Source organism: Sphingobacterium paramultivorum (assembly GCF_014109745.1).
GTDB classification, from domain to species: domain Bacteria; phylum Bacteroidota; class Bacteroidia; order Sphingobacteriales; family Sphingobacteriaceae; genus Sphingobacterium; species Sphingobacterium paramultivorum.
This window is the reverse complement of record NZ_CP058555.1, coordinates 5,773,146-5,791,557: the sequence shown is the minus strand read 5'-3', so window position 1 is coordinate 5,791,557 and position 18,412 is coordinate 5,773,146. Positions and strand designations below refer to the sequence as shown.

The 18,412-nt window shown below is 40.2% G+C and carries 13 protein-coding genes; 5 read left to right on the top strand and 8 right to left on the bottom strand.

Features of this window, described 5'->3' with window-relative positions:
• Positions 1-56 precede the first annotated feature (56 nt).
• The 4 genes from HS960_RS23910 to HS960_RS23895 form a co-directional block, all read right to left on the bottom strand.
• Entirely contained in the window at positions 57-1,880 is a 1,824-nt protein-coding gene (locus HS960_RS23910; protein ID WP_182330764.1) for a MutS-related protein, read from the bottom strand.
• A 105-nt stretch (positions 1,881-1,985) separates the two neighbouring features.
• A complete protein-coding gene (locus HS960_RS23905) occupies positions 1,986-2,642 on the bottom strand; it encodes a protein-L-isoaspartate(D-aspartate) O-methyltransferase (RefSeq protein WP_046672736.1) in 657 nt (218 codons plus the stop codon).
• A 233-nt stretch (positions 2,643-2,875) separates the two neighbouring features.
• Positions 2,876-5,359, bottom strand: coding sequence for a replication restart helicase PriA (gene priA, locus HS960_RS23900; RefSeq protein WP_182330763.1), 2,484 nt, complete (start codon positions 5,357-5,359; stop codon positions 2,876-2,878).
• Between the two features lie 241 nt (positions 5,360-5,600).
• Positions 5,601-5,990 carry a DUF423 domain-containing protein gene (locus tag HS960_RS23895; protein WP_046672738.1) on the bottom strand — a complete coding sequence of 130 codons (390 nt, stop codon included), beginning with the start codon at positions 5,988-5,990 and terminating at the stop codon, positions 5,601-5,603.
• 411 nt (positions 5,991-6,401) lie between these two features.
• On the opposite strand from HS960_RS23895, the gene HS960_RS23890 reads away from it, so the two are divergent.
• The 3 genes from HS960_RS23890 (at position 6,402) to HS960_RS23880 (ending at position 11,216) form a co-directional block, all read left to right on the top strand.
• On the top strand, positions 6,402-9,041 hold the full coding sequence (locus tag HS960_RS23890; protein WP_182330762.1) for a hypothetical protein: 2,640 nt from the start codon (positions 6,402-6,404) through the stop codon (positions 9,039-9,041).
• Positions 9,042-9,159: 118 nt separating this feature from the next.
• Positions 9,160-10,170 (top strand): DHH family phosphoesterase, encoded by a 1,011-nt coding sequence (locus tag HS960_RS23885; protein ID WP_075994208.1) that lies wholly within the window; start codon positions 9,160-9,162, stop codon positions 10,168-10,170.
• Between the two features lie 23 nt (positions 10,171-10,193).
• The gene (locus HS960_RS23880; RefSeq protein WP_182330761.1) at positions 10,194-11,216 is read left to right on the top strand and encodes an FKBP-type peptidyl-prolyl cis-trans isomerase; all 1,023 of its coding nucleotides are present in this window, start codon (positions 10,194-10,196) and stop codon (positions 11,214-11,216) included.
• 79 nt (positions 11,217-11,295) lie between these two features.
• Here the strand turns inward: HS960_RS23880 and HS960_RS23875 are convergent, their stop codons facing one another.
• The 3 genes from HS960_RS23875 to HS960_RS23865 are packed head-to-tail and all read right to left on the bottom strand — an operon-like array spanning position 11,296 to position 14,832.
• Entirely contained in the window at positions 11,296-12,468 is a 1,173-nt protein-coding gene (locus HS960_RS23875) for an ABC transporter permease (RefSeq protein ID WP_182330760.1), read from the bottom strand.
• Positions 12,469-12,479: 11 nt separating this feature from the next.
• Positions 12,480-13,436, bottom strand: a complete 957-nt coding sequence (locus HS960_RS23870; RefSeq protein WP_070561231.1) for an HlyD family secretion protein — start codon at positions 13,434-13,436, stop codon at positions 12,480-12,482.
• A gap of 1 nt (position 13,437) precedes the next feature.
• Positions 13,438-14,832: a TolC family protein gene (locus tag HS960_RS23865; RefSeq protein WP_227550146.1), complete on the bottom strand. Its 1,395-nt coding sequence runs from the start codon at positions 14,830-14,832 to the stop codon at positions 13,438-13,440.
• A 362-nt stretch (positions 14,833-15,194) separates the two neighbouring features.
• On the opposite strand from HS960_RS23865, the gene HS960_RS23860 reads away from it, so the two are divergent.
• Together HS960_RS23860 and HS960_RS23855 are read left to right on the top strand one after the other, a co-directional pair.
• Entirely contained in the window at positions 15,195-15,962 is a 768-nt protein-coding gene (locus HS960_RS23860; protein ID WP_159727203.1) for a TatD family hydrolase, read from the top strand.
• Positions 15,963-15,974: 12 nt separating this feature from the next.
• Entirely contained in the window at positions 15,975-16,994 is a 1,020-nt protein-coding gene (locus tag HS960_RS23855; RefSeq protein WP_088162974.1) for an asparaginase, read from the top strand.
• 113 nt (positions 16,995-17,107) lie between these two features.
• On the opposite strand, the gene HS960_RS23850 is transcribed toward HS960_RS23855, so the two are convergent.
• Complete coding sequence (locus HS960_RS23850) at positions 17,108-18,412, bottom strand: bifunctional folylpolyglutamate synthase/dihydrofolate synthase (RefSeq protein WP_182330759.1); 1,305 nt, start codon at positions 18,410-18,412, stop codon at positions 17,108-17,110.

Below are 18,412 nucleotides of genomic sequence, written 5' to 3'. Positions count from 1 at the left end.
TAAGTGGATTTAAGAGGAGACAAATGTAAACCAATCTAGCTCCAGTTGCGTCATTTTTATTCCATATTTTCGTCGATATCCACTCCTATACCTTTCAATAAAAGCGAAGCATTGAATATTTTACATTCTCCTATCTTCAGCTTATAATCAAACAGCATCTGACCCTCGTCGACACGAATGTCAAAATGGTAATTTTTGATATCTCCCGGAAATTCCTCTTGTAAACTGGACAGCTGTAAGTCATGTGTAGCCACCATACCTTTACCATCCAATCGAACCAGTTTCTTTATGATTGCACGGGAGCCAAGATATTTGTCGACCGAATTTGTCCCACGAAGCATCTCATCGATTAGGAAAAAACTATCGCTATGTGCTGAAACTGTATCCAATATAAATTTCATCCTATTCAATTCAGCTTTAAAGGTCGACGTACTTTCATTCAGATTATCCTTGATTCGCATATAGGATATCAGTTTATAAATCGGGAGCTGAAAAGAAGCCGCTGCAACTGCAGCTCCGGCATATGCCAAAATTGCATTAATACCTACTGTCCGCAGAAACGTACTCTTTCCAGCCATATTTGAACCTGTCACCAAAGCAACACGATGATCTATACTACTGTAATCATTGGCCACCACCTGATTGCTTGGAATCAATGGGTGATATAACCCTTGCGCTTCAATCTTATTTTCCAATGGGTTATCCAAAATTACTGGATAAATGTACGACGAATGGTTTCTCTTCCAAATAGCAAGGCTAGTTACAGCCTCAACCTTAGCTAAGGTATCGAATGAATTTAGAATCTCGTGTTCGTATTTATTCTTCCAGTCAACAATAGCCAATACTTGTCTAAAATCCCAAAGCAGAAACAGGTTTAGAAATATCCCGACAAAGACATTATTCCGGGCGTCCAAATTGTTAATAAGACCAGCGAGTTTTTTAAAGGCAAGGGAAATGGATTCTGTACCCTGGTTTTGTTTAAGCTCTCCCGCGATCTCCTGCATAGCAATAGAATTCCATGCGTGGTCTTCAATAGATTGAATTGCGTCTGCATATGATCCCAGCACGCCACCTATCTTGTCTATTCGAGAGGAGAACATGCTAACACTTCCCGCTTTGGCCAAGGCCCAAAGAATATGAAATAGCCCAATCAATGTTGCCACCCCAGCCAATTTTGGCACAAAAAAGCTGCCCGCTAAAGCGACCAAAAATAAAACAGGCCCTACTTTGATATAGACTCGCATGAAGGCATTTCCGAACTGAAAATTTCGGTCTTGAAAGTAATTTATCAAAAATGCTTTGATATCCAATTTATGGTTCAGATTTGCCAAAAGCTTTGCCTGAAAATCCCATATCCATTCCGATTCATTTTCAAGTTCCTGGGAAGCTTCTTGATTGCGTTGAATTTGATGGCTTTGGAGAGGTGCATCAAGCCAAGAAGCCAAAAGATCAATTCCCTGTTTGGTAGTTGCCCGATTTATCTGCGCAAATAAGGAGTATGTCCCAAAGACATCCATATCGGAGCTATAAGGATGAGCTCCATTTTCAAAATGCTGGCCATGATCATACATATTTAATTTTCCGTCTGCCAGGGCCTGTTCATTTGCCAAAACTTTCAGATAGGCTTCAAAATAGTTCTTCTGAAGCTCTAGCTGGCTCTGCTTCCGCACGAGATAGGCGAATAGGAACAATAATGCAAAAAAACAGAAAAAGACCAACGGAAGGCTTTCCAGTTGAAAGGTATAAAATAATAACGCTCCGCCACCGAGTATCACAAATAGCCGCGACAAGCTGAGCGTGTTGACTTGTTTATTTAATTTGAGGACAGTTGAAGCGATTTCGCGATGCTTCTGGTCATATAATATTGCAGTTGGGTTCATAAGGTGAATATTTATTCTTTCACGTTCATTTCAATTTAATCATGGATGTTTTGGTGTCGCTCAAAGACCTTGGGGGAAGTCGTTTAAGCTGGTTGAATGGATATCCTACCAGGCCTGATCACCCACCAAAGGCACAAAACGAAAAGTATCCAATTCGATACGGTCAAAATCATTTTCACCCACACGAATGATCGTCATCATCTTTTGCGATTTTTCGTCTCCTACAGGGATCACAAAAATTCCGCCCATTTTCAGCTGCTTTAACATAACCTCTGGCACGAATGGCGCACCCGCAGTTACAATAATCTTGTCATAAGGAGCGTGCTCTTCAATTCCCTTGGAGCCATCGCCCAAAAAGAAATTCGGTTTATAGCCCATGTAAGGCAACACTTGAATGGTTCGTTGATATAGGTTTTCCTGACGTTCGATGGTATACACCTCTGCGCCAAGTTCCAATAAGATACAGGTTTGGTATCCGGATCCGGTGCCAATTTCCAGTACTTTATCTCCTTTTTTGACGTGAAGCAGTTCAGATTGATAGGCGACGGTATACGGCTGTGAAATTGTTTGCCCGTCACCTATTGGAAAAGCAATATCCCGATAGGCCTGATTCCAAAATGTTTCATCAAAAAAATAGTGTCGTGGTACCTTGCCAATGGCATCTAATACTTTCTGATCCGCAATCCCCCGGCTTTTAAGATGTTCAACCAATTTCTTACGAGCACCTTTCTCTCGATAATTATCAATAAACTTGTACGCCATGATGTTTCAAATTTACCTTTTAAAAGGCACATTAAGCAGAATTAATCACAAATAATTCAATACCAACACAGTACACATTTTCAAGTCAATTTGCTTTATTTTCCAAATCATCTGTCCTTATGCCCAATCTACGCTGACCTCTTGAATTTGGGACCGAACAAAACGATAAGCGCATATGGTTTAACTTTACCTAAAACGCAAGTCTTTAAAAGCTATATGGGTAATAGCTGTCGCTAATATGGATCTACATCGACCTGAACGCGTACACCAGCATTGGTTTTATCTATTTCAAAATCCAGGAGAACCGAACGGATCAATTCCTTGACCTTTGCAATACTAATATTTGTGCGTTCAATCTTCAAGGTAATCGTCTGGATAAAATTATTCCGCACGCGTGAAACTAAAGGCGGTTCCGGACCCAATACCCTTGCACCCAATTGTTGACGCAGCGCCGAGGCAAAACGATTGGCCGAATCATAACATTTCTGAAAATCCGTATGTTTAATATCAATCCGAATAAGCCGGTAGAAAGGAGGATAAAGATAGTTTTTTCGTTCTGTAATTTCCGTCATAAACATGCCTTCATAATCGTTATTGACCACCTGTTCTAACACCCGATGATGCGTGGTGTAGCTTTGGATGATCACTTTTCCTCCGGCTTCACGCCGACCTGCGCGTCCTGCTACCTGGGAAAATAACGAAAAAGATCGTTCATAGGAACGGAAATCCGGAAAGTTAATGATTGTATCTGCATTGACAACACCGATGAGGCTTACTCGTCCGAAATCGAGCCCCTTAGCGACCATTTGCGTTCCAATAAGAACATCAAATTCATGCTCATCAAAAGCCGTGATAATTTTGTCGAAACCGTATTTACCTTTTGTGGAATCCAGATCCAACCGACCGATGCGAATTTCGGGCATCAGGATTTCAAGTTCTTCCTCTACCCGTTCTGTACCGAACCCTTTACTTTCGATATGCGGCATTCCACAGGCCGGACAAACACGAAGTGGAGGCTCTACATGACCACAATAGTGGCAATGCATCATATTAGAACTCTTGTGATAGGTTAAGCTGACATCACAATTGACACATTTTGCAACGAATCCACAGGTATTACACTGGATCATTGTCGTGTGCCCACGTCTATTTTGAAATAATATAACCTGCTCTTTATTTTTTACGGCTTCTTCAATTGCCTTTAACAAGGTGCCAGAAAAATAGGAAAACATATTTTCTTTTCTTCCTTCTTCGGGAATATTCACCAACTCAATACTTGGCAATTGTGCGTTGCCATAACGCTCAAGCAGTTCAACAAAACCATACTTCTTAGCCTTGGCATTGTAATAACTTTCCAAAGAAGGCGTCGCTGATCCCAATAACACTTTGGTCTGATGTAGAAACCCGAGGTAAATAGCCGTATCGCGGGCATGGTAACGTGGGGCTGGATCAAACTGTTTGTAGGAGCTTTCATGCTCTTCATCAACGATGATAATCCCTAAATCCTGAAAGGGCAGAAAAACTGAAGAACGGGCCCCAATCACGACCTGAAATTCATTTTTCATCACTTTATGCCATACCTCGGCACGTTCATTATCATTAAACTTGGAGTGGTACACCCCCAATTTATCGCCGAAATGCAGCTTTAAACGCGCCGTAATCTGTGCTGTCAGCGCAATCTCAGGCAGTAGATAGAGGGCTGATTTCCCCGCAGCGATTGCTTGTTCGATAAGTCGTATATAAATCTGTGTTTTTCCCGAAGCAGTAACACCATGTAACAGGGTAACTTCCTTCTCTTCAAACGACTCTTGTATTTCAGTATAGGCCCTTTGCTGGTTTTCATTAAATTGAAAATTGGCATCCAGTTCAATATCTTCCCCCTGGAACCGGGAAACAACCTTTTCCTTTATTTCAAAAACACCTTTGTCAATCAAAGCCGTAATAGCACCGTTACCACAGCCCGAGGCCTCAGCCAACATGGGCCGCGTGATCTCCTCGGTTTTTTTGACCAGCTGCATAAATGCCAATACCGCATCTTGTTGTTTTGGCGCACGGTTTAAGCTATCCAACAATTCTCTTTTTGCATCTTCATTTCTAAAGTCGGGCGCAAAACGTAAAAATGCTTTGGTCTTGGGTTTATATCTTTCTGTAATCTCTTCAGAAATCAAAACAATTCCTTTGTCAAATAATTGCTTCAATATGGGGAAGACTGTTTTTTGTCCCAGCAATTTCACAATATCATTGACTTTAAGTTCTCCCGCCACCTCCAAAGCCTCGATGATAAGATACTCTTTATCTGAAAGTGTAGAACGGTCAAAATCTGCCGCAATCGATGAAACGACTTTGGTCTCACTGGCCAGCTTCAATGCCGAAGGTAGCGCAGCCTGCATGACTTCGCCCAAACTACACATGTAATAATCGGCTAGCCAATCCCAAAGTTTAAATTGAGCCAAATTAACAATGGGTTTGTCATCAATGATGTCCAAAATATACTTTGCTTCATAGTGCTTTGGTGCCTCCTGACTAATTGACTTCACAACCGCAGAATAGATCTTATTCTTCCCAAATTGCACAATGACACGTACACCGACCTGCACACGATCATTCCAGTCAACCGGAATACGATAGGTATATGTTCTTGCCAATGCTAGTGGTAGGACCACATCAACAAACAGCGTATCTCTTTCACTAAAAATCGTAGATTGTGGATTGGACATAAATTCAAATTATGGTATAAAAGTACAAAAAAACCTCCAGGAAAAGAGTTCAAGCGACCCCGGAGATACATAAAACCGACAACAACCATACGGCCTAAAAGCGATATCGGAGTGAAAAAACCAAGAGATCACAGGTCAATCAATTGCAACCTAAAAAAGCCTTCCTGAAATCTATTCAAGAAGGCTCCGTTATGATTAGATACGAATATGATTTCGTATGAACATAGGCAATTAAATAGGATTACGATTTATTTTTTAGCGCAGCAATAAATAAAGCAACCCAGCCAACGATTAACGACAATCCTCCCAAAGGGGTGATAGGTCCTAAAATAGACGGATTTCCAAAGCCGGTTATTTCGCGCACGCTTAAGACATATAACGATCCCGAGAAAAAAAGTATACCAATGAGGAAAGCTATAAATGATACTTTAATGGAGTACGTCTTTGCTCGCGAAAAAGTAGATAAAAATAACAGGGCGAAGGTATGATAGAAATGATACTGATTTGCAGTTTTCCAAGTTTCAATATGATATGTACTTACCTTTCCTTCTAGACCATGAGCACCAAAGGCGCCTAATATTACAGCTAATGCTCCCAACAACGAAGCGGCTAAAATGATTTTCTTATTCATTATGTTAAAGTGAATGCTGAAAATGAGTTTCTAGCGATAAATGTATTAAAAACAGAGCAAAATAAGGAATTTTTTGTTAAATTTATATTACAAAGGCGCATTATAGGAACGATTTTCTATCTCTTCCCATATATTTTTATTAGGTTTGTTTTACGTATGAATCATCATGAGCATCGTGCAGCTCACCGAAATCTTGAACGAGGTGCAAGATTTGTATATCCTTGATAAACATCTGCCGCATGATGGCTTCATCACTATTAAAAAAACAAGTTTAGTGTACTTATCTGCTGACAAGAAAATAAGTACCTCATAAATAGTTGTTCTGATGAAACTGGATTTTTAATCGTATCGACCAGCGTGGTAGTGACGATTTATTCGAGTTCCTATCAGGCATTGAAAAAAATAAAAAGGATGAAAAAAACAATCATCATCACTGTTATATTATTCATCGCGGTCATCGCGGCCACGATCTATCTTTTTGGAGACTTCAATAAAAACAATAAACAAGATTCTAAAGCTTTACAATATCTTCCTGAAAGTACATTAGCAATTGCCTCCTTTGCCAATGATCAGACTGTTGATACGATCTTCAATGACTATGAGCTCTTTAAAGCCATTATAGGTCAACGCAATTTTGGTAACTTGGAGCGTCTTAAAGACGAATTATTACGTAGTGAACAGTTAGCGCCTCTTGTAGCGGGGCAGCAAATATTACTCTCTTTTCACCAGGAAAAAGACCAAATTACTCCGCTATACAGCGTTCAGGTTGGTCAAAGCATTGATAATAACTCACTGGCAACAGTGCTTGAAAACGTCGGTAAAAACTACAAAATACAACCTTTTGACACCTTAGGGCAACGATTTTATGGGCTTAATCAAGGCAGCAAGGATAGTACACTTTATTGCGCTTATTCCCACGAAATCATTTTCGCCAGCTACTCCAAACAGGTACTTTCCCAGATCTTTGATAAACAGGTTAAGAAAATAAGTACCAAACAAATCGAGTTCTTCGTAAACCATAACAATAAAAACACGCCACTTAGTCTCTATTTTTTCAATGAACAATTGTCGCAAATTGCTCGAATATTGATGAAATCCAAATTTGGCACTTATCTCAACTTAATCGATTCGCTGAAGGGCCAAACGTCCTGGAACATGAATTTCAAAAAGGATGCTTTTATTTTTAAGGGTGAAACAGATCTCACGGCGAGCAAAAATAGCTACCTACAGTTATTTGCAACGCAGACGGCTCAAGTGCAAGCTCTGGGGAATTATCTTCCTAAAAATGCTGCATCTTATATAGACTTTAGTATTTCAGATCCCCATAGTTTTCGAAGCGGACTGAAAGCCTTGTTGGTACAGCAAAAAGAAGACGGTCGATTGGCTAAAAGTATAAAGAACTTTGAAGAAGACAGCAAAGTATCATTTGACAGTATCATCGCGCCAATTTTCAACGATGAATTTGCGCTCGCGGAATTGGATAATCAGGATGCAATAGGTTTGATCAGCATTTCGGATTCAACGCAGTTTGCTGATAATCTTAAGAAATTCAGTTCGTCTGTAGGTGATTCAATCTATCAATTTAAATATTCTAATCTCTTACATGCGCTATTTGGTGAGCCATTCAAAAGCTTTACCCGACCATATTTCACCATTGTAGACAACATTATGGTGGTAGCTACACGGACGGGCATCTTGAGAGACTATCGTGAATCTTTCCGGGAAAAGCAATTTCTTTCCGGAACGGCTATTTTCAAAAATCATGCAGCATTGCAGAATAGCCGCAGTAACGTGACTTTCTATTTAGAACCTAAAGCTGGTAAAAGCAATATTCTGGATAACTTAAAAGCTGATTTTGCAAAGAACTTTAAAGATGAGGATGAATATGGATTTCAAAATTTCTATTCCTGGTCTTATCAGTTGAGTGGCAATCAGGGCACATTTTCGTCCAGTTTATATGCCCTCTTTAAGAGTGATACGAGACTAGGCGGCAAACCAGAATGGACAGCCCAGCTGGATAACCGAATTATCAATAAACCTTGGATTTTCGATCAAGATGGGAAGAACAAGTTTATCCTGATTCAAGAACAAGATCATACGGTACATGCATTTTCGCCGGATGGGAAAGAACTCTGGCAAAACCTCTTCCAAGGGGAAATTTTGGGCGAGCCAATTCAGTTACAGGATCTCAGTATTGTCGCCGTCACGAAAAACCGCTTATATCGCTTTATGCCCGATGGTAAAAACAGGACTGGCTTCTCCGTTGAACTTCCATACTCGGCAACTTACGGGGCTACAATCACCACCTTCAATAAGGAGCAACGTATTTACATTCCGGCAACAGACCGAATTCTTGCGTATACCCTCGATGGCAAAAAAGTGGATGGCTTTGAAAATAATAGCGTGGATGGCCGAATTTTATTCGATCTAAAAACAACCAGCCTGGGACAGACAAATTATATTATTGCCGGGACAAGCACTGCTTCCGTCTATTTCTTTGATCAAAATGGTAAGGTCATCCATAAAAAAACATTGGATACCGATGGAGAAAGTGTTAAAAATCCAATTGGTTTAGTTGCGGCCTCGGATGAAAAGAACTCCTTCATTTACTTGGCGAACAATAAAGGTAGTGTATTCAAAATTCCTTTCGAAGGCGAAACAAAAAAAATAAAACTGGGTGACTGGGGCAAAGATGCTTTCTTTAATTTTGAAGACATTAGCGGTGGAGCAGACAGAGATTTTGTTATTCTAGCCAACAACAAACTGAATGCCTACAGTTCAAGAGACTCGTCTTCATACTTTGAATATAAATTCATCGAAGAGGCCAGTAACAGACCCTTGTTTTTCAAACGAATAGGTAAATCTGATATCATCGGCGTAGGAACCGACAACCGCATGATTTATGTCTTCGGATCTGATGGCCTGGTTCAGGAGGGATTCCCTGTAGAAGGTTTTTCAAAGTTCTATTATGGACCGATTAACTATGGCGACAATGCCAATTATTTAATCTGCATGAAGCGGGATTTCAAGATCTATGTATATAAGTTTTAAAAACCTGAAAATCAATTTTTTAAAATCAAAACCAAACGCTATAAGATGCTAAAAGATCTTTATAAAAAATTTGTCTAATTTAATTTTTTTATAGTAGGTTTGCAGACTTAATATGACTATGCTGAAATCGGAAGAATTAAAAGAATTATTAGCTGAACCAAAACGTATTGTAATTACAACGCACTACAAACCAGATGGGGACGCATTGGGTTCATCTTTAGGATTATATTTTTGGTTGACCGCGAAAGGACACCACGTAAATCTCATTGTACCGTCAGACTTTCCTGCCTTTTTGGATTGGTTACCTGGCTTAGAAAATGTACAAATTTATACGCAGGATATTGACCTGCACAATCAACAGATTGACGCAGCTGAATTAATTTTCTGCTTAGATTTTAATGGCCTTGCCCGGATTCACGAAATGGGTGAACCTATTCGTCAAGCGAAAGGAATCAAATGCATGATTGATCACCATTTAGATCCGGAAGGGTTTGAAGATTACGCATTTTGGGATCCATCTGCTGCAGCGACTGCACAATTGATCTATCGCTTCTTAGTCCATGAGATGCAAGATCCAGACCATATCAGTGCTGACATGGCGACATGCTTATATACCGGTATTATGACCGATACGGGCTCTTTCCGCTTCCGTTCTACCACTGCTGAAATTCACCGCATCATTGCATCACTCATTGATTGCGGTGCACAAAACTGGGCTATTCACGAAGAGATTTACAATAGCTCGTCAGAAAGCCGCCTGAAATTCTTAGGGTTCTGTCTATTGAATCGTCTAGAGGTTATCCATGAATATAACACCGCCATTATTCATGTAACCAAAGCGGATCTCACTCAGTTTGAAGTAATCACCGGTGATACCGAAGGATTAGTCAATTATGCCCTTTCTATCAAAGGAATTCGATTGGCTGCTTTAATTATTGACAGAAATGAACAAATTAAACTATCTTTGCGTTCGATTGGAGAAGTTCCTTGCAATGAGATCTGTAAATTGTATTTCAATGGAGGCGGGCATCTTAACGCTTCAGGAGGTAATTCGAAAGAAAGCCTCGAAGCAGTGATAGCAAAATTCAAATCGGTTTTACCAAATTATAAAGAAATATTAACAAAATAAGATATCGTAACATACATTAGAAAATGAAGAAAGCAATTCTATTTTTCGCGGCTGCCGGTCTTTTGATGACGTCATGCCAAAAATTCAAAAAGGCTGAAGGTGGTCTTGAGTATAAAATCGTGGATGATAATGCAAAAGAAAAAGCAGTATCAGGCGATTTATTAGCACTTGACATGGTTGTGAAAACGGACAGAGATTCTACAATGCAAAGTACGTATGACATGGGAGTCCCTCAAATCGTTCAATTATATCCAGATAGTATCATCGCAAAAAATCCAGGTGACCCTACTGGTTTATTCAAATACGTAGGTGAAGGCGATAGCTTGGTATTCAAAATCAATTTGGATTCTATGGCTGCTAAAACGCATCAACCAAAACCAGAATTCGCAGATAAGTTTATTGTTTATTCGATCAAGGTCAAAAAACACTTCAAAAAAGGAAAGTTAACAGACCAACAATTAGGTGAACAAGTTCAGAAATATTTTGAAGAAGAATTGAACAAACACAAGGCAGCTGAACCAGCTAAACTTGAAAAATACATCAAGGATAAAAACTTGAAAACAACAAAAACAGCTTCAGGTCTTCAATATGTAGTTACTAAACCTGGAACAGGAGCAAATGCAAAAGTAGGTGATTCTATTCACGTGAACTATGTAGGATCATTAACTACAGGAAAAGTATTTGATACAAACCTTCCAGATGTAGCTAAAAAAGAGAAAATTTTCAACCCTCAACGTCCTTATGAAGCATTAAAATTCCAATTAGGTGTTGATGGTGTGATCCCTGGATGGACTGAGGCTTTCCAATTGTTTAACAAAGGTACAAAAGCAACTTTAGTCATTCCTTCATCTTTGGCTTATGGCGATCGCCCTTCAGGTGTTATCCCTCCATATGCTCCTTTAGTATTTGAAGTAGAAGTATTGGATATCAAACCTGGAAAAGTTCCTGCTCCTACAGCAACAACTCCAGGCATGGTAGCGCCTACTGGAACTACTGCTCCAGCGGCAACAGCTCCTGCAACTAAAGCTCCTGCAGCAAAAAAATAATTCGACTGTAAATTTCAGTTAACAAAAAAGCGGTTTCATCTCGATGAAACCGCTTTTTTGTTGTTCGTATTTTTATTCACTATACGCTAATCTTCTTATCTTCTTTTTTGATCTTCCGTATTTTCAGCCATAGTATTATTACCGCCAATATAAAACTGATAATCATGATGATGGTCAATGCGATCAGCGCCTTATCGGTATGGTAATTTTCAGCATGCTGAATAAACATTAACCTAAAAATTCGCAGATAATGGGTCGATGGGATTACATTTGCTATTGCCTGCACCCAGCCTGGCATTAGACTCGAAGGCCAGGTAAAGCCACTCAAGATAAATGCTGGCGTCGCAATTACCATAAGGACTTCCGTCGATTTCAACTGCGAAGGCAGTAGAATACTGACGAGTGCACCTATAAAACACACGGCGAGCAAAAAGACGAAAGTGCACAGTACAAAGCGACCAAATTCGGCCTGTAAAGGCATACGGTAATATTGACCAAAACCCCAATATAAAACCAGGATACCGACAGACATCAAAACATATGGTAATATCTTAACAAGAATCAGTCCGATAGGATTACCGATTTTACGTACAAGTTCCGGAAAGGTATTGCCTTCAAATTCTGAGGAAAAAGACAAAGCCAAGCCTAAGAGCAAGACCTGTTGCAGCACAGTAATTAGAACTCCCGGTAGCATAAAATACAGGTAATTTCCACTTCGAATATTCTGCTTAACAAAAGTTGTCTTAAATGGTTCGTACTGCTGTGCAGCGATCTTTGCCGGAACACCACGTTTCATTTGCGCCTGAATCTGTATGCCCGCTTTCAACGTCGAGGCACACACATTGACAGCCATCATGGCGGTATTGGAGGTCAATGTATTGGCACCGTCTACAAAAACAGTCATTTCGGGCAAACGACCTTGTTGTACTCCGGATGCAAAACCCTTGGGAATATGTACAATCGTTGTTGCCTCATATTGCATGGCAATATCTTTTGAATCAAATAAGGAGGGTAATACACGGGCAACTTCAATACTCTCATTATCTGAAAGCATATCAATAAATGAACTGCTTAAGGGGCTATTATCCTCATCAACCACAATGACCGGCATCTGAGTTACCTTACCTTGTTGATAAACATGCCCCACCAATACACCATACAATACAGGTGCACCTAGAAAAAGCATCAATAGCACTTTATTATTGAAGAAGAGCTTAAACTCCCGTTGGATCAATTCTAAAAATTTTTTCACAGTCAAGCTCTTTAATTCGCATGGAGAACCACAAGCGTTTTTGTTAACAAATCTTTGCTACCGGCAACATCTTCAGGAACAATTTTCAATTCAAACACGGCCTGTTGCGGATCGAAATCAGGATAAGCTGAGGCAATGCTTGCGTACGAATTTAAGGCTTTAATACTAATCACCTTTGCTTTAACCTTTTTGTGATTCAAATAAGGAATTTCAACCTCAACAGCCTCTCCTTTTTGAAGTTTTCCCATTTTATTTTCGGGCAATGTGAATCTAAAATAGGTCGATCGATCGAGGAAACCATTGATAATCGGATAGCCTGCCATCGCCAATTCACCGACTTTCAGATTAATCGTTTCCACACTCATGTCCTGTGGAGCAATGACATATTTCTCCTGTGCAGCAACATTGACTTCAGATACCGCCCCGAGCGCACGCTCTTTCTGTCCCAAAGCCATAATCTGCTGTTCTTGCCTAGCCCCACCCTTTGCTTCAGCTAATTCAGCCTGTGCTGCAAGATACTGATTTTTAGCCCCCTGAAATTTAGCGTAGGTCTCGTCGTACTTTTGCTGCGGAATCAGGCTGTCCTGCAAAAGGGCATCCAGCCTACCTATTGATTTTTTCGCAAATTCATATTGTTCCTTAAGTCCATCTACCTTCGCCTGCAATTGTACGAGTTGCCCTTTCGTAGCACCTTTGACTGCCATGTTATATTGTGCATCAGCAGACTGCAGCGCTCCCTTTGCCTGCTCTTCTTTAGCATCTACCTCGGGAATACTCAAAATAGCCAAGGTATCCCCCGCATGCACAAAGTCACCTTCTTCAACCAGAAGCTTCGCAATTTTCCCCGGAACCTTTGTCACAACCGTCACTTGCTCTCGCTCCACCTTCCCTTCAATAGGCTTCTCTTTCACTTGATTTGTACAAGAAACAAAAATAGACAGGGATAATATCCCATATAAATTCTTCATGTTACTCATGTATAGTTTGTAATAATTTTCCTGATGTATGTAGTAATTCAACTGCAGCAGTACGTTGCTGCAAAACATTGTTAAAATAACCCAAATTAACTTTGTACCAATCGTTTTCAGCGGCCAATAACTCCGTAACATCTATTAATCCGGCTTGATACTGTTTAACAGCCATAGAAAGATTATTCTCGGCAACCTTCAACTGCTGTTCCCCCACTTTCAATTTTTGGTTCCCAGTTGTATAGGTAACTGTATTCTTGCTCAATAATAGATTTAATTTTTCCTGTGTATCTTCCCTTTTGGTCGTATTGATATTTTGATCGAGTTTAACTTGCTTTATCTTGTTATGATGCTCTCCGCCCGTATAGAGATCCCATTTAACCCCTACACCAACCATTAGATTGGGACTCCCCTTGATAGAATTAAGCGGTAAGTTGACCGTACCAAATAGCGGTTGGTCTTTCACCGTGAGTTTGGAGTTGAATACATTCAGATAGTTTGCGGATCCAAAGGCAAAGACAGCAGGAAGAGCTCCCCCCTTTTCTTTTTTATACAGGTACTCATACGCTTTTGAGGAAGCATCTAGTGCTTTCAATTCGGATCTTTGTTCGACATCACGTGGAAGATCCGACAAAAATATAGGTTTAAGTCCATAATGAATTCCGCCAACCTCCTGAAAAGATACCCCTGTTTCTTGTTCGATCTTTTGACACAACAAATCCCGATTGCCAGAAACCTCTACCTTTTTCTCTTCCAGCTCCAGCAAGGCCAATTTCAATTTATCTCTATCATAAGGTATTGCAAGGCCATTTTGAATCGCTTTATTCACCTTTTCCTGTTCTTTTTTTAATCGCTTTTCAGAATCGACAATCAATTTATCCACCTCATCCAACAACATCAGCTGATCAAAAGAAGCAATAATATCCTTTGAAAGTGTCTCTCGACCGGCCGATTCTAAATATTGTTGAGCCACAGCTTTTTCTTGCAATGCTTTTATTCCATTCGGAATCTGCAATCCCGAAAAGATAATCTGCTTTACAGACACCCCCGCATAGGCAGCTTGCCCATGCATACTAAATCCTGTTGCTCCTTCAAACAAGCCTAAGTTCAATAAAGGGATATTAACTGTAGGAATATCAATACTCCCATTGCTATGTACATAACCGTATAGCCCGAGTGCCGAGACATGTGGCAGCCGGTTTGCTTTTACTCCATCGGCTTCCAGACGTGCTTTATCGACTTCGTAAGCCTTCAATTTCAATTCTTTATTTGTCTGAAAGGCTTTTTGAATAATATCTTTTACCGAAGGGTCAATCAATGATTGCGCATGTAGTTTGTTTAAAAACATAACCGACGCCAAAGTCAATAAACCCAGGCATAACCTCTTATTCATCATATGATTCATTTATTCTTATAAAAATAGGACAACAACCGCCTCTTTTATCTGTTTAACAGTAAATCGTACGGTATGTTTGACTTCTGACTCTTTTTAATTAAACGTATCTTTTCAACGGCCAATAACAATCGTCACTTATGCATTCATGACATGAAGGACTGACCTCCACCTGTTAGCTTTTCCAAGATACAAAAAAAGGAATTCGTTTCTGTAGAAGGAATCCTGTATTAATTTTCATTTTTGCTAATTAATAAGTTATCTTTGGAGATCGAATTGAAATTTTGGTAATTAAGTCTACCACTTTATTCGATAATAATAAAAACAAGTTTTTACCCTAACCCGCTGCCTCCACGCAGAAAACTATGTTGCTTACAGATACACATACACACATTTATTACCATGCAGGAACCGAAAAACTGCAAGAACATCTACAACGTTGCTTCGATAATGGCATACAACGCCTTTTTTTGCCGAATGTGAATAGCGCTTCCATAAAACCTGTATTTGATACCGTAGCAGCTTATCCAGAACATTGTTTTCCGATGCTTGGATTACATCCCTGCGATGTAAAGGAAAACTATGTGGAAGAGTTAGAAACCATCCGAAAGAGCTTGGAAACACACAAAGTCCATGCCATAGGTGAGATCGGGCTGGATCTTTATTGGGATAAAAGCACGCTTGAAATTCAAAAAGATGCTTTTCGAACTCAGGTTCAATGGGCTAAGGAATTAAATTTACCGATCGATATCCACTGCCGGGAAGCCTTCACTGAACTGTTCGAATTATTAGAAGAACTTCACGACGACAAATTATTTGGCGTTCTGCACTGCTTTACCGGTTCCCTGGAGCAAGCCCACCAGGCTATCGATTTAGGTTTTGCTCTTGGTATTGGCGGAGTCGTCACCTTTAAAAAAGCGGGCTTAGATCAGGTGGTCAAAGAAATCGATTTAAAACATATTGTTCTGGAGACAGATGCACCTTATCTGGCTCCTGTCCCCTTTCGCGGTAAAGAAAATGAAAGTAGCTATTTGGTTTACGTCGCACAAAAGGTAGCTGACCTTCACCAGATCTCCATCGAAAAGGTAGCCGAAATCACAACAGAAAATTCAAAACGTATATTTGGTATATAATTTCAAAACTCAATGCATAATATCTTTATTATCTACACAGGTGGGACCATTGGAATGGTTAAAGATGAAACAGGAACATTCGTTCCTTTCGACTTTGAATTGATCAAACGTAATCTCCCTGATTTAAGTCGCTTAGACTATAAGCTGACCGTGCACTCTTTCGAACCCATTATCGATTCATCCAACATGAAACCTGAGATCTGGATTGAAATGGCACAAATTATTAAGGATAACTATGCAGATTACGACGGTTTTGTTATTCTACATGGTTCCGATACAATGGCTTTTACGGCCTCAGTATTGAGCTTTATGTTGGAAGGGCTCCAAAAACCGGTCATATTATCAGGCTCCCAATTGCCTATTGGGGAAATTCGAACGGATGCCCGGGAAAATATGATGACAGCGTTGGAAATAGCCTCTGCGAAGCAGGATGGTATCTCCATTATCCAAGAAGTATGCATTCTTTTCGACAATAAATTATTCCGTGGCAATCGCTCATTTAAATATAATTCGGCCAAATTTGAGGCTTTTAGATCGCCAAACTATCCCGTATTGGTTGAAGCAGGTATTCACCTCAAATATAATACAGATGCTTTATTAAATAATATTGATAAAGAATTTATCCTACATACCAAACTGGACAATAGGGTAGCCGTATTGAAATTATTTCCGGGGATCTCTGCGCAAACAATCAAAGCAGTCCTAGATTCCGATGTCCGCTCCATTGTTATGGAAACATTCGGATCGGGCAATACAACCACCGACACTTGGTTTCTGGATCTATTGAAGGAAGCAATTGAACAGGGTAAAAATATCCTCAACATTTCGCAATGTAAAGTAGGGTCTGTTGAATTAGGTCGCTATGAGACTTCACAAGGACTTAAATCCATCGGCGTGCTCAATGGCTACGACCTTACATTCGAAGCGGCAGTAACCAAATTAATGTATCTTCAAGGTGAGTTAGAAGATCAAAAAGAGGTCGCCTATTGGATTGAAAAGGATATCCGTGGTGAATTGACGATTAATGACTAATGACCAGGCACAAAATCACAAAAAAGGGAGCTGCACTCCACGCAGCTCCCTTTTTTGTGATCGGTTTCTATGAATTTCTCCCGCAGATTTATTTGCGAGCAACGGTGATTTTCTTATTCCTGCGTCAAACTAGCAAGCACTTCCGCAACAACAAAATTGCTTCCGCCAACAAAAATAAGGTTCCCTTGTTGATACGCTTCTTTTGCTGCATCAAACGCAGCTCCTACCGATGGATAATCAAGCCCCGTTAGACCAAATTCCATAGCTTCTTTCCGCAGCTCCTCGGATGGCATTGCACGCGGCATATCCGGAGCAGAGAAATAGTAGCTTGCATCCTTGGGCAGATAAGGCAACATATGTGATAAATCCTTATCGCGCATAGCACCTATCACAAAGTGCAATTTATCATAAGCCGTTGTAGCCAGATTTTTGAGCACTTCATGAATTCCGTCCTCATTGTGCCCCGTATCACAGATGATAAATGGATCCTTAGACAATTGTTGCCATCGGCCTTGAATTCCTGTGGTTGCCTGCACATTTTTTAGCGCTTGATGCACATGTTGATCACTGATCTCAAAGCCCAGTTGACGTAACTCATCCACAGCTAACAGGACGCCAGCAAGATTCTTGACCTGATAGGAGCCTTTTAAATCCAGTTGATAGTCTGCTGAATGACCTGCAGTATCCGTCGCTTGTACCGTCAAATAATCTTGGTCCACGCCCAGCATTTTCGTCTCATACTTGTCGGAAGCGAATTGGATCGGTGCATGCTCGATCGCTGCTTTATTTAAAAACACAGCTGCTGTCTCTTCAGCATATTCCGAAATAACGACAGGTGTATTTCTCTTGATAATTCCCGCTTTTTCGCCAGCAATTTCCACCAGTGTATTACCAAGAAGATTCATGTGATCAAAACCGATATTGGTAATTACGGACAGCAAAGGCTGAATAATATTGGTGCTGTCCAAACGTCCGCCAAGGCCGACTTCAATGACAGCGATATCAACCTTATTCTTCTCGAAATAATCAAAAGCCATCGCTACAGTAATTTCGAAAAACGATGGACTGACTTCTTCTATCAGCTCGCGATGGGTATTGACAAAATCAACAACAAATTCTTTCTCACATAACTGACCATTGACACGAATACGTTCTCTGAAATCCAGTAAATGTGGTGAAGTATAGAGGCCTGTTTTATATCCTGCTTCGGCCAAAATAGCGGCCAACATATGGGAGGTGGATCCTTTTCCGTTTGTACCGGCAATATGTAATGTTTTGAATTTTCGCTGTGGGTTATCCAAAGCAGCGCAAAGTTTGATGGTATTGTCAAGGTCTTTTTTGAAGGCAGAGGTGCCATCCCTTGTAAACATAGGCAATCGAGTATACAGATACTCGATTGCCTCATTATAAGCATTCAT